The sequence below is a fragment of the Mesorhizobium australicum WSM2073 genome (assembly GCF_000230995.2).
GTDB classification, from domain to species: Bacteria; Pseudomonadota; Alphaproteobacteria; order Rhizobiales; family Rhizobiaceae; genus Mesorhizobium; species Mesorhizobium australicum.
Genome location: NC_019973.1, coordinates 3,196,064 through 3,209,273 on the forward strand (window position 1 = coordinate 3,196,064; position 13,210 = coordinate 3,209,273).

Here is a 13,210-nt window from a genome sequence, read left to right on the forward strand (position 1 = left end):
CTTATCTGGCGCTTGTCGGCGTATAGCCGAAACGGCGACGAAAGCAGCGGTTGAAGTACGATACGTCGCTGAATCCGCTTGTCAGGGCGATGTCACTGACCCGCATGTCGCTGTGTTTGTGCGAGAGCATCCTGTGGGCGCTCTGCAGACGCAGTTCGAGAACGCGTTCGGAGAAGCTCATTCCCGTCTCCTGAAGGAGGTCGTGGACGTAGCGCACCGACAGGCCGAGTTGTAGAGCGACACTTTGGGCGGAGATGCCGGGGTCGATAAAATCCTCGGCGATCCTTGCGAGGACGGCCTCCAGCCTGGCAGCGCGCAGGCCCCGAAGCCCGACCAGTTCGGCAGCTCGACCTTTTGCGCCGGTCGCCAGGCCGATCAGATCCACGATCGTGTCCGTCGCGTGCGTGATCAGATCCGCGGAGGCAAGCGGGCTGCCGCTTTCAAGAAGCAGGCAATAGCGTTTGAGAAGCTCGAGGGCTTCGCTGTCGGCGCCGATCTTCAGCCCCAGCCTGTCATCGATCTGCGGGAAGGCGCGCAGGAGGATCGCGCGTGGGACCACCACATTCGTCCAGACATTGCTGTCGGCACCGTTCATTTTCAGAGCTTCCGATGCGGTGACAAGCACGGCCTCTCCCCGGCCGACGGCATATTCGCGGCCGGCATGTACCCCTGACAGCATGGTGTCGGCCTTGTTGATCATCAGCAGATAGCCGTCCTTGTCGTCATTGGCGATGTTGCTCGCTTTGCGTGTGGCATGCTTGACGGGTCCGGACATCTGGCCGAGAACCGCTGAACCGACGGCCGTGGCTTCGATGGCTTCGAAGTGCAGGTTTGCCGGACTGTCGTATTCGGCCGACCGTATTTCCGCGACAGGGATGTCTTGCCACGGGGAAAATCGTTCTCGTTCATCAAGATGCGGTGGCAACCGAGCCGATGAAAGCACCGTCTTTCGCGACAATGGGGAACCTCGACAACTGTCCACGGCTTAAAAAATATCGAACGCGATGCTTTCCATTGCGACAATAACCGGCAACAGTGGCGGCCCGGCGTTCAAGCGACCAAGTTCAACCCATAGTCGAGAGCGGCCGCGACTTGCGTCATCCAAAAGTATGATGTCACAAATTCCTCCGAGGCGAGATCGGGGCGTGCCTGGAGGTGTGATGGAAAGGCTGAGCAGTGAAGTCCTGAGTTCGATTATCGGCGATATCTACGATTGCGTTTTGAACCCGGAAGGCTGGGCCGGAGTCATGACCCGCGTCACGAAAGCTGTCGACGCGGCCTATACCACCATCGCGCTTGCCGGCACCGCCCATAATAGCGGCCGTTTCGCGGCTCAGTCGCCCTGGGATCCCGTACGGATGCGGGCCCTCGAAGAAGACTATGACTTTGATGGAATTCCCGGGCTGAAGGCAGCGGTCGTCGGCGATGTCGACCGGCCCGTTGCGACGCTGTCGCTCATGAGCGAAAGCGAACTCCAACTGACGCCGTTTTTTCAGAACTGGGCCAAACCGCAGGGACTGCGCGAGGCTTGCATCACCAAATTCGTTCATACGCCGGACCGAATCGGGCTTCTGGGCTGCACCACGCGAGCCAGCAGGGGAGGCATCTCGATCGAAGAGCAGCATTTCCTGGCATTGCTCTCGCCGCATCTGCGCCGTGCTTCGCTGATCGGCGATCTGCTCGACCAGGGCCGCATCACCATCGATCTTTATCGTCAGGCGCTCGATCATTTGGCTGTGCCTGTCGTGCTTACCCACGCCAATGGAGCAATCCTCCATGCGAATGCGGCCGCCGAACAGATGTTTTCGGTGCAGGGGCCCATTCTCTCCAGGAACGGCCTGCTCCAGGCACAGAATCGGGTCGTGGCCCGCGCCCTGCTCGACGCGATCGCCAGCACGGCGAGCGCGGATGCCTCGCTTGGCGCGCGCGGCATAGGGCTGCCGGTTTCGGCCCAAGGCCAGCCGCCCGCCGTTGCCTATGTGTTGCCGTTGACTGAAGGAACGGCGCGCGCGGTTTTCCGGCCGGCATGCGCGGCTGTGTTCATATCGACGACGACATCGGCTTCTCCCCTCCCGGAGGCCGTTCTGACCACGCTGTTCGATCTTACGCCCTCGGAGGCGCGGGTGCTGCTGCGGATCGGCAGCGGATTGTCAGCGTCCAAGAGCGCGTTGGCGCTCGGCATTGGCGAAAACACCTTGAAGACCCACCTCAACCGAATCTTTGCCAAAACCGGCACGAGACGCCAAGCCGACCTCGTCAAACTCGTGTCGGACATCGGCATGCCGCTGGCGGCTCATGGGCCCTGAAGCGCGCAGTCTCTACCGCGAGCGGGTCAGCGGCTTTACCGCCAGGGCGGTTCCGGCGCGAAGCGCTTGCCGATCCAGTCGGTGAAGGCGCGGGTCTTGGCGGCTTTTCCCTTGGCCGAGGGCGTGACGACATAGACGGCGCCTTCATCCGCCAAGGTCCACTCCTCCAGCACAGGCACCAGCCGTCCATCGGCAAGCTCGCGCCCGACCAGCCAGTCGGTGCTCATCATCAGGCCGAGCCCCTGCACGGCGGCCTCGACCAGCACCTCGGCATCGTCGCTGACCAACGGCCCGGAAACCTCGACGCGCGCGCGCCGGCCCTCGCGGTCGGTCATCTCCCAGGCCGGAAAGGTCTGGAAGCCCGAGAAGCCCAGGCAGGAATGATCGAGCAGCGCCTGCGGCGTCTCCGGCGTGCCCCTGCGGGCGAGATAGGAGGGAGCCGCGCAGAGCAGCCTGCGTCGCGTCGCCACCTTGCGTGCCACCAGGCGCGAATCCTCCAGGCTGCCCAGCCGCACGGCGACGTCGAAATTCTCGGCGACCAGATCGGTGAAGCGGTTGGAGAATTCGGCCTCGATGCGGACATCGGGAAATTCGGCAAGGAATTGAGGCAGCAGCGGCCCGATCCACATGCGCCCGAACGTGCCGGGCAGCGCCAGCCTGAGCACGCCGCGCGGGCGGCCTCCGGCATGCGCGGACGCGACGGCCTCGGCCTCGTCGACGGATGCAAGGATGGCGCGCACGCGCATCAGGAATTCGGCGCCCGCTTCGGTCAGCGAGACGCTGCGCGTCGTGCGCGAGAGCAATCTCACCCCCAGCCGCGTTTCCAGCGATTGCAGGCGCCGCGACAGAATGGTCGCGTCGCGCCCGACCCGCGCCGCCGCTTTGGTGAAGGAGCGCGCCTCGGCGATGGCCGCGAACGCAGCCATCTCGGCAAGGGCAGCGGGTTCGTGAGATTGCTGCATCATTCACAGTTCTCAATTTCGCGAAACGAGGATTATCCAGAGATAACGCAGCAAATAGGTTCACTCAACCACCAATCGTCCACCGGAGTGAAACCATGAAAGCCATCGAACTCAGCCAGCCCAGGCTGGACGCCTTCCGCGCCGCCACCGTTGCAACCCCCGAACCGCAGCGCGGAGAGGTGCTGATCCGCCAGCGTGCGGCGAGCCTCAATTTCGTCGATGTGGCGGTGGCAAGCGGCAATTATCCCGGACCGAGCTTTCCGCTCATCCCCGTAGCCGACGGCGCCGGCGAGATCGTCGCGCTGGGCGAGGACGTTGCGAGATTCGCCATCGGCGATCGCGTCATCGCCCATGCCAAGCCGCGCTGGATCGGTGGGCCGCCGCGGCCTTACGAAATGACGCAGATGCGCGGCATTTCGCTGCCGGGGTCACTGGCCGAATATGTCGCGTTGCCGGCCAATTCGCTGGTGCCGGTGCCGGCGCATCTTTCCTCCGAGGCGGCGTCGACGCTGCCCATCGCCGGCACCACCGCCTGGAACGCCATCCGCGCCGCCGATGTCGGGCCGGGCTCGGTCGTCGTGCTGCTTGGCACTGGCGGCGTCTCCATCTTCACCCTGCAGCTCGCCAAAGCCGCCGGCGCGACCGTCATCATCACCTCGTCGTCGGACGAAAAGCTGGAGCGGGCGAAGGCGCTCGGCGCCGATCATCTCATCAACTACCGCGTGACGCCCGAGTGGGATGGCAAGGTGCTGGAGTTGACCGGCGGCCTCGGCGCCGACCTTGTCGTCGAGACCGGGGGCAGTGCCACCTTCGCCCGCGCCGTCAACGCCACCGCGCCCGGCGGTACGCTGTTCACCATCGGCTTCGTCACCGGTGCCGAAGCCACGATCAATCTGCTGCCGATCATCATCAAGGCGCTGAAGGTGGTCGGCAACAACACCGGATCGGTGTCCGATCTCAGCGACGCCGCCCGCGCCGTCGGCGCGGCCCGGATCGAGCCGGTGGTCGACAAGGTGTTTTCGCCCGACGAAGCGGCCGAAGCCTACGCCCACATGGCCGCCGGCGGCCTGCACTTCGGCAAGCTGGTGTTCGGGCTGGAGTGGTGATCGGCGCAGGCGCTTTTTTTTCAATGTTGAAAATTGGCGGAACCGCCGCGACATCCAATCTCCCCCACGAGGGGGAAGATTGGCAGCCTCACCGTCAGATCAGCTTCTCCAGCGTGATCGGCAGATCCCGCACGCGCTTGCCTGTGGCATGGAACACCGCGTTGGCAATGGCCGGCGCCATGCCGACGATCGCCAGCTCGCCGACGCCCTTGCCGCCGAGCACCGAGGAGTGCGGGTCGGGAATCCCCACCGAGATCACCTCGATGTCGGGGATGTCGGCATTGGTCGGGATGAGATAGTCGGCGAGGTTGTTGTTGACGATGCGGCCGTGGCGGCGATCGACGATGCCTTCTTCGAGCAGCGCCTGGCCGATGCCCATGATGATGCCGCCCTTCCACTGGCTCTCGGCGAGTTTCGGATTGTAGAGGCGGCCCGAATCCAGCGCCGACACGACGCGCGACACACGCACCGTGCCGAAATCCTCGTCGACGCGCACCTCGACGAAATGCGCGCACCAGGAATGGCGCGAATAGTCACCCTCCGTGTGTGGCAGCGCCATGGCGATGGTGGTGTAGTTCTTGTAGCGATCCTCGACGCTCGAATTGGCCGGCATGGTGTCGCCCGTCGCCTCGATGCGGTCGCGGCCAACGCTTTTGAGCAGTTCGGCGATCGAGACGTCGGGGCCGTCGCCCCGCGGCGCGGTGATGCGGCCATTGACGACGACCAGCGTGTTGGCCTGCAGCGCATGGAAGGGCGAGCGCGGATCGCTGATCGCCAGGCCGACCAGCTGGTCGAGCGCCGAGGTCGCGGCCTTGTGGACGGCGCCCGTCATCACGCCGGCCAGCCGCGAGCCGCCGGCGACGCCGGCGCGGGGGAAGCGCGAATCGCCGAGCTTCACCGCCACGTCGTTGGCCGCAACGCCGACCGTTTCGGCGGCCGTCTGCGCCAGGATGGTGTAGGTGCCCTGGCCCATGTCGATGGAGGAGCTTTCGACCTCGACCGAGCCGTCGGCCAGGATGCGCACGATCGCCTCGCCATAGGCGCGCCGCACCGGATAGGTGCCGGCGGCCACGCCCCAGCCGACCAGATGGTTGCCGTCGCGCATCGAGCGTGGCTCAGGCGTGCGCCTGGCCCAGCCGAAGCGTTCGGCACCCGCTGCGAAAGCCTCGCGCAACTGCCTGGTCGACCAGGCTTTTTTCGCGTGCGGATCCTGTTCGGCGTAGTTGCGCAGCCGGATTTCCAGCGGATCGATGCCGACCTCGTAAGCGAGCTCGTCGATGGCGCTTTCGATGCCGAAGGCGGACGGGTTTTCACCCGGTGCGCGCATGGCGCCCGGCACCACCGAATTCACCCGCACGACATTCTGTTTCGAAGAGAAGTTCGGCGTCGCGTACATGATCGAGGTGACCGAGCCCAGCGGCTCGACCCACATGCCGTCGATGGAGGTTTCGTTGACGCCGCGATGCACGATCGACTGGATTCTTCCGTCATGGTCGGCGCCGATCGTCACCGTCTGCCGCGTCGCGGCGCGACCGCCATAGCCGGTGAAGGTCTGCGGCCGCGTCATGACCAGCCGCACCGGCCGGCCGAGCATTTTTGCCGCACTTGCGGCAATCGCGCCATGGCTGAGCGCCAGCGCCTTGGAGCCAAAGCCGCCGCCGACATAGGGCGATACCAGCCGCACATTCTCGAACGGCACGCCGAACCATTCGGCATAGGTGCGCGCCATGCCGTCCAGCCATTGGCTCGGCTCCCACACGGTGAGACGGTCGCCCTCCCAGCGGGCGATCAGGCCATGCGGCTCCATCGGCGCCTGGTATTCGCGCGGCGTGTTGTAGGCGGCGCAGACGCGCACCGGGGCGGAGGCGAAGGCGGCGGCCGCGTCGCCCCATTCCTTGGTCATGGCGTCGACCGGGACACCGTCACCGGCCTTGCCGTCGCTGAGGTCGACGATGGCCGGAGCCTCATCATAGCTGACCTTGACCATCGTCGCGGCGGCCACGGCCTGCTCGAAGGTCTCGGCGACCACGGCGGCGACGTGCTGGCCCGAGAAGGTGACGTCGCGCGCCAGCGGACAATAGGGTTTGTCCGGCGGCGGCGTGCCGAACCAGTCCGAGGCGGTTTTCAGGCTGATGATCGTGTCTGGTGTCAACACCTTGAGGACGCCCGGCGCAGTCTCGGCCTCCGCCGTCTCGATGGCGCGCACCTTGCCGGATGCGATGGTGCTTTCGACCAGCACGGCATGGGCGAGCCCTTCGAGCCGCTGCTCGACGGCGTATTTCGCCGCACCCGTGATCTTGGCCGGGCCGTCGACGCGCGACAGCCGGCCGCCGACGGCCTCCACCTGCGCGCCGTCGGACGCGTCGCCATGTCTTCCGACGTAAACAGTGCTTGCGATGTGAACGGTCATGCCGCTTCTCCCAATTTGAGGATGGCGCGTGCGACGACGCGCGGCGCGAGTTCGATCTTGTAGCGGTTGGCGCCATGGTCGACGGCGCCTTCGACGGCGAGCAGGCTGGCCGTGCGAACAGCGTCCGGCTCCAGCACCTTGCCTTTCAGCGCGGCTTCCACGGCTCGCGCCCGCCAGGGTTTGGTCGCGACGCCACCGAGCGCCACGCGCAGGTCGCGGATGGTGCGCCCGTCGGCCTCCAGTTCGAGCCCGACAGCGGCACTGGCCGCGGCGAACTCATAGGACTGCCGGTCGCGGATCTTCAGATAGGTCGAACGGCGGGCGACGGCGGAAGAAGGGATTTCGATGGCGGTGATCATCTCGCCCGGTCCGATCGCGTGTTCCCTGTCGGGCGTCGTGCCTGGCAGCAGGAAAAAGTCCTCCACCGGCACGCGCCGTTCGCCGAGATGGACCGTTGCGTCGAAGGCGACGAGCGCGGTGGCGAGGTCGCCGGGATACATGGCGATGCAAGCCTCGCTGGTGCCAAGCACGGCATGGCCCCTGGTAACGCCGCCGATCGCCGAACAGCCGCTGCCTGGTTCGCGCTTGTTGCAGGCGGCAAAGTTCGAGGGATCGCGGAAATAGGGGCAGCGCGTGCGCTGCATCAGATTGCCGCCGACGGTCGCCATGTTGCGGATCTGCGCCGAGGCTGCCTGCCAGAGCGCTTCGGAGATGGCGGGGAAGCGGCTCTTGATGTCGTCATGGTCGGCGACATGGCCCATCCTGGCGAGCGCGCCGATGACGGCGCCGCGCTCGTCGATCTCGATCTGGTCGAACCCCTCGAGATGGGTGATATCGACCAGCGTGTCGGGCTCGGCGACACCGCATTTGGCGAGGTCGATCAGCGTGGTGCCGCCGGCCAGAAGCATGGCGCCGGGCAGCGCGGCCGCCTGGCGGGCGGCATCAGCCGAGGTGGCGCGAAAATAGGAAAAATCCCTCATGACGCGGCCTCCAGCGCCGCCTGGCGCACGGCGGCGACAATGTGCGGATAGGCGCCGCAGCGGCAGAGATTGCCGGCCATGTATTCGCGGATTTCCTCGTCCGAGCCGGCATGGCCCTCGCGGATGCAGGCCACCGCCGACATGATCTGGCCTGGCGTGCAGTAGCCGCACTGGAAGGCGTCCTGCTCGAGGAAAGCAGCCTGCACGGGATGCAGTTCGCCCTCCCGTGCAAGCCCCTCTATGGTGGTGATGGCGCGGCCCTCGGCCTGTGCGGCCAGCGTCAGGCAGGCCAGCACGCGCTCGCCGTCGACATGGACGGTGCAGGCGCCGCACTGGCCGTGGTCGCAGCCCTTCTTGGTGCCGGTCAGGCCGAGCCTGTCACGCAAGGCGTCGAGCAGCGTGACACGCGGCTCGAGTTCCAGCGTGTGATGCTGGCCGTTGATATCGAGATGGACGGGAATCGTGGTCTTGCTCGTCATGGGCGTCTGGCTCCAGTTGCTTGACGCTGGGGGAATGAATTGAAACTGGGCAGGGCGCTCCAACCGACCGCTTGCCTGCCCTAGAGCCGGATGATTTCAGGTCCGTTCGACCTGAAATCTGAATCCGCGTCTAAATCAAAGAGATAGAGCATGATGTCGTCCGAAAACCGGTTCCCACTTTTCGGCATCATGCTCTGGCGCAGGCCTGTCGTTTCGGGCGGACCGCTCGTCACCCCAGCAGGTCCTCGATCCGGATCGGAAAGCGCCGTGGGCGCACGCCGGTCGCGTGCCAGACCGCATTGGCGATGGCGCCGGCAGTGCCGGTGATGCCGATTTCGCCAACGCCCTTGATGCCGAGGGCGTTCACGTAAGGGTCGTCCTCGTGAACCAGCAGCGCCTCGACCGAGGGCACGTCGGCATTCACCGGGACATGATAGTCCGCCAGGTTGGCATTCTGAATGCGGCCGGAACGCCGGTCCGTGACGGCTTCCTCATGCAGCGCGAAGGAAACGCCCCAGATCATCCCGCCATAATACTGGCTGCGCACCAGCCGCGGATTGATGACCCGTCCGGCGGCGAATGCGCCGACCAGCCGGGTGACGCGGATCTGGCCGAGATCCGGGTCGACCTTCACCTCGGCGAAGACGGCCCCATGCGCGTGCTTGGCGTAAGTCTCCTGGGAGGCCGGGTCCGGAGCGCCTTTGCCCCGGCCCTCGATTTCGGTCAGGCCCGCGCGGACGAGGATCTCGGCATAGCTTTCGCCGCGGCTTTCGTCATCGCGCCGGTAAAGGCGTCCGCCGCGTGCAACAACGCCTTCATTGCCGGCGCCGAACAGCGGCGAGGCTTCGTCGCCGGTGGCGAGATCGGCAAGGTTGGCGATGACGGCCGCACCCGCATTGTGGATGGCCATGCCGGCCGTCGCCGTGTGACCCGAACCGCCGGCGATACCCGCATTGGGCAGGTCGGAACTGCCGGCCCTGAAATCGACCTGGTCGATGTCGAGCCCCAGCCCGTCTGCTGCAATCTGGGCAAAAGCCGTCCAGGCGCCTTGGCCCATGTCCTGGGCGCCGGTCTCCATCAAGCCGGTGCCGTCGGCCCTCAGCACCGCGCGTGCCTCCGCCTGGAACATGAGTGCCGGGAACGTCGCCGTGCCCATGCCCCAGCCGGTGAGGAAACCGTCGGCGTCGCGCATCCGCCGCGGCTGCAGCGGGCGGCTCGCCCAGCCGAACGCCTCGGCGGCCTGTTCGTAACATTCGCGCAGCGCCTTGGAGGAGAACGGCTTGCCGGTCATCGGTTCGACCTCGGCGTAATTCCTGAGCCGGAATTCCAGCGGGTCCATGCCGCAGGCATGGGCCGCCTCGTCGATGGCGCTCTCAAGCGCGATCGATCCGGTGGCCTCGCCTGGCGCCCGCATGAACAGCGGCGTGCCGGTGTCGAGCCGCACGGCATCGTGCGAGGTGGCGATGGCCGGGCTGGCATAGAGCGTGTGCGAGGCATCGGCCGCCGGTTCGAAGAAATCGTCGAACGTGCTCGACGTGGTCCTGGCGTGATGGGAGATCGCGGTCAGCAGCCCTTCGCCATCCATGCCCATGCGCAATGTCTGGCGGGTCGGGGCGCGGTGACCGACGGGGCCGTACATCTGCTCGCGCCGGAGCACCAGCTTGACCGGGCGGCCGACGAGACGCGCCGCCAGGATGCCGAGCACTTGCGGTCCGGAAATCATGCCCTTGGAGCCGAAGCCGCCGCCCAGGAAAGGGCTGCGGATATGGACGTTTTGCGGCGCGATGCCGAACAGGCCGGCGATGCGGCCCTGCGCCATGGCCAGGCCCTGGCTCGGCGTGTCGATCGACAGCCGGTCGCCATCCCAGGCAGCGACGATCGCGTGGGGCTCCATGGCGTTGTGGTACTGGGCCGGCGTCTCGTAGGTCGCCTCGATCCGCGTCCTTGCCGATTTGAGGCCGGCCTCGACATCGCCCTTCTCCTGCACAGCCGGATTGCCGACGCCGACGCCGCGCGGCACGAAGCTTTTGGCGCCGTCCAGACCAACGCGCGCCGGCAACTCCTCATAGCGAGGCGACAACAGTGCCGCCCCTTCGGTCGCCGCTTCCAGCGTCTGCGCGATTACCACGGCAATGCTCTGGTTGGGGTAGCGAACCCCATCGTTCTGCAGCAGGTCGAGCCGGAACATGAAGGGATGGTCCTTGGCATCCGGATCGACGGCGAGCGCCGGCCGGTTCAGTGGCGTCATCACCTCGACCACGCCCGCATGCGCCTTGGCCGCCTCGACATCCAGCGAGACAACCCGGCCGCGTGCGATGCTGGAGACGGCAAGCACGGCATAGAGCATGCCGGGCGGATTGTTATCGGCGGCAAAGCGCGCGGCCCCGGTGACTTTCAAAAATCCGTCGCGACGCGTCAGCGGCTGGCCGATGCTGGAGCCCTGGCGCGTATGGGCAGGCTGTTGGTTGAGGCCGAGTTCAAGCGTCATGACGCACTCCGGGAAGGGAGGAAAAAGGGGAAGCAGGCAAAGCGGGCATCAGAGCGGGCGTTCCCGCCTGTGCGGACATCAGCGCCCTGACGACAATGCGGCGGGCAAGCTCGATCTTGAACGCATTGTCGCCGGAGGGGCTGGCGTCGACCAGAGCCGCATCCGCGGCCCGAACGAAGCTCGCTTCATTGGCATCGGCGCCGAGCAGCACCGCTTCCGCCGAGCGCGCCCGCCATGGCTTGGCCGCGACACCGCCGAGCGCCAGCCGCGCGGCGCGGATCTTGCCGTCGGCAACGGTCAGGGCCGCGGCAGCCGAAACGACGGCGAAGGCATAGGAGGTGCGTTCGCGTAGCTTCAGGTAGCGGGCGTGGGCGGCGAAGGACGCTGCTTCCGCCGGCAGGCGCACCGCAACGATCAGGTCGCCTGGCTGCAGCACGGTTTCGCGCTGCGGCGTGTCGCCTGGAAGCCGGTGGAATTCCTCCAAGGTCACGTGGCGCCGGCCTCCCTTGCCCTCGATCTCGACGACGGCGTCCAGCGCCACCAGCGGCACACAGAAATCGGAGGGATGGGTGGCGATGCAGGCATCGCTCCAGCCCAGCACCGCATGCAGGCGGTTCTCGCCGCCAAGCGCCGAGCAGCCGGAACCGGGTTCGCGCCTGTTGCAGGCGCTGGCGGTGTCGTAGAAGTAACTGCACCGCGTGCGCTGCAACAGATTGCCGCCGACAGTGGCGGCGTTGCGAAGCTGCGCAGAGGCGCCCGAAAGCAGCGCTTCGGCCACCGCCGGATAGGCTCTGGCGAAGGCCGGATCATGTGCGAGATCGGCATTGCGGACCAGCGCGCCGATGCGCAGGCCGCCATCATCGAGCGTTTCGATGCGATTGAGTTCCGGCAGGCGGGTAATGTCGACGATCCGTTCGGGGCTGGTGATGCCGCCCTTCATCAGATCGAGCAGATTGGTGCCGCCGGCGAGATAGGCCGAACCCGGTTCGGCCGCCGCCGCTATGGCGTCGGAGACGGTGGCCGGCCTGATGAAATCGAAGTCTCTCATGCCGCGGTCCTCCTGCGTGCCTCGGTGGTGGCGGTGTCGGCCATGTTTTTCTGGGCTTCCATGTTTTTCTGGGCTTCCAGGACGGCCTCGACGATGCCGCCATAGGCCGCGCAGCGGCAGATGTTGCCGCTCAGCCCCTCGCGGATGCGCTCGGGATCGTCGCCAGCCTGTCCTTCGGCGATCAGGCCGAGCGTGCTCATGATCTGCCCGGGCGTGCAGAAACCGCACTGGAAACCGTCATGGGCGATGAAGGCGGCCTGCACAGGGTGCAGTTCTTCACCGTGAGCGATACCTTCGATGGTCAGCACTTCGGCGCCGTCATGGCTGACCGCCAGCGCCAGGCAGGAGTTTATGCGCTTGCCGTCGACCAGCACCGTGCAGGCGCCACACTGGCCGCGGTCGCAGCCCTTCTTCGTGCCGGTGAACTCAAGCCGCTCGCGCAGCAGGTCAAGCAAGGTGACGCGTGGGTCGACCTCCAGTTCGTGTCGATGTCCGTTGACGGTAAGCGAGATGGGAAGGCTGGTCATGGGCGTCTGGCTCCAGTTGCTTGACGCTGAGGGGAATGAAGTGGGGTAGGGGCGGGGAAGGGCAAGGTCAGGCGACGGCCAATCTCCTGCGGGTTGGGAAAGTGGCGGGTTGCGGCTTCGAAAGACGTGACATACCGGTTCCCCTGATTATATGATGAGGGTTCTCCACTAAAAGCGGAGGTGCCTCCGTTTATTTACGTGGGGGCTGGCCAGGCGTGGTTCAAGCCCCCATATCCCTGGTGGAGAAAAAAATTGGCTTTTGAGCCCATTGCAACTGCTGACCAAAAAACCGCCGCCGCCGACAAGCCGTTGCGTGCCGATGCACGGCGCAATCGCGACCGGCTGGTCGAGGTGGCGGCTGCGGTCTTTGCCGAGCGCGGCATCGACGCCTCGCTGGAGGAGATCGCGCGGCGCGCCGGCGTCGGCATCGGCACGCTCTACCGGCATTTTCCGACACGCGAGCATCTGGTCGAGGTGGTCTACCGCCGCGAAGCGGAGGGGTTGTGCGCGGCGGCCGGCGAGCTCGCTGCAAGATATCCCTCCGATGTGGCGCTGGAAGAATGGATGCGCCGCTTCGTCGACTACATCGCCACCAAGCGCGGCCTGGCGACCAGCCTGCGCATCCTGTTCACCACCAATTCGACGCTGTTTTCCGACACGTCGGGACGGGTGTCGCAGGCGCTGCGGCAACTGGTCGAGGCGGCGGTGGCCGACGGCACCATCCGCGGCGATGTCGATGCCTCCGACGTGCTGCATGCGCTCGGCGGCATCTACTCGGCGCCCGACACGCCCGAATGGCGCGACCGCTCGCGCCGCCTGGTCAAGCTCCTGATGGACGGGTTGCGGTTCGGGGCGAGGAAGGCTGGATGAGAGGGCGAACGCCGCTTGCCCCGGCATGAGGGCG

General features: G+C 66.2%; 11 protein-coding genes. 3 read left to right on the forward strand and 8 right to left on the reverse strand.

The window, feature by feature from the left end:
* Position 1: 1 nt before the first annotated feature.
* Positions 2 to 958: an AraC family transcriptional regulator gene (locus MESAU_RS15285; RefSeq protein ID WP_015316937.1), complete on the reverse strand. Its 957-nt coding sequence runs from the start codon at positions 956 to 958 to the stop codon at positions 2 to 4.
* A 46-nt stretch (positions 959 to 1,004) separates the two neighbouring features.
* On the opposite strand from MESAU_RS15285, the gene MESAU_RS15290 reads away from it, so the two are divergent.
* Positions 1,005 to 2,306, forward strand: coding sequence for a helix-turn-helix transcriptional regulator (locus tag MESAU_RS15290; protein ID WP_224683851.1), 1,302 nt, complete (start codon positions 1,005 to 1,007; stop codon positions 2,304 to 2,306).
* 35 nt (positions 2,307 to 2,341) lie between these two features.
* On the opposite strand, the gene MESAU_RS15295 is transcribed toward MESAU_RS15290, so the two are convergent.
* Positions 2,342 to 3,268: a LysR family transcriptional regulator gene (locus MESAU_RS15295; protein ID WP_041163790.1), complete on the reverse strand. Its 927-nt coding sequence runs from the start codon at positions 3,266 to 3,268 to the stop codon at positions 2,342 to 2,344.
* Positions 3,269 to 3,363: 95 nt separating this feature from the next.
* On the opposite strand from MESAU_RS15295, the gene MESAU_RS15300 reads away from it, so the two are divergent.
* Entirely contained in the window at positions 3,364 to 4,374 is a 1,011-nt protein-coding gene (locus tag MESAU_RS15300; protein ID WP_015316940.1) for a zinc-dependent alcohol dehydrogenase family protein, read from the forward strand.
* A gap of 94 nt (positions 4,375 to 4,468) precedes the next feature.
* Here MESAU_RS15300 and MESAU_RS15305 read toward each other — a convergent pair whose 3' ends face one another.
* From MESAU_RS15305 to MESAU_RS15330, 6 genes are all read right to left on the reverse strand, one after another.
* A complete protein-coding gene (locus tag MESAU_RS15305; RefSeq protein WP_015316941.1) occupies positions 4,469 to 6,784 on the reverse strand; it encodes a xanthine dehydrogenase family protein molybdopterin-binding subunit in 2,316 nt (771 codons plus the stop codon).
* A complete protein-coding gene (locus MESAU_RS15310; protein WP_015316942.1) occupies positions 6,781 to 7,764 on the reverse strand; it encodes an FAD binding domain-containing protein in 984 nt (327 codons plus the stop codon). Before MESAU_RS15310 ends, MESAU_RS15305 begins: the two co-directional genes overlap by 4 nt.
* Positions 7,761 to 8,243, reverse strand: a complete 483-nt coding sequence (locus MESAU_RS15315; RefSeq protein ID WP_015316943.1) for a (2Fe-2S)-binding protein — start codon at positions 8,241 to 8,243, stop codon at positions 7,761 to 7,763. The genes MESAU_RS15310 and MESAU_RS15315 overlap by 4 nt, the downstream gene beginning before the upstream one ends.
* A gap of 229 nt (positions 8,244 to 8,472) precedes the next feature.
* Positions 8,473 to 10,731 (reverse strand): xanthine dehydrogenase family protein molybdopterin-binding subunit, encoded by a 2,259-nt coding sequence (locus MESAU_RS15320; RefSeq protein ID WP_015316945.1) that lies wholly within the window; start codon positions 10,729 to 10,731, stop codon positions 8,473 to 8,475.
* A complete protein-coding gene (locus tag MESAU_RS15325; RefSeq protein WP_015316946.1) occupies positions 10,721 to 11,779 on the reverse strand; it encodes an FAD binding domain-containing protein in 1,059 nt (352 codons plus the stop codon). The genes MESAU_RS15320 and MESAU_RS15325 overlap by 11 nt, the downstream gene beginning before the upstream one ends.
* Positions 11,776 to 12,306 carry a (2Fe-2S)-binding protein gene (locus tag MESAU_RS15330; protein WP_015316947.1) on the reverse strand — a complete coding sequence of 177 codons (531 nt, stop codon included), beginning with the start codon at positions 12,304 to 12,306 and terminating at the stop codon, positions 11,776 to 11,778. The genes MESAU_RS15325 and MESAU_RS15330 overlap by 4 nt, the downstream gene beginning before the upstream one ends.
* 252 nt (positions 12,307 to 12,558) lie before the next feature.
* Between MESAU_RS15330 and MESAU_RS15335 the strand changes: the two genes are divergently transcribed.
* Entirely contained in the window at positions 12,559 to 13,176 is a 618-nt protein-coding gene (locus MESAU_RS15335; protein WP_015316948.1) for a TetR/AcrR family transcriptional regulator, read from the forward strand.
* The last annotated feature ends 34 nt before the right edge of the window (positions 13,177 to 13,210 follow it).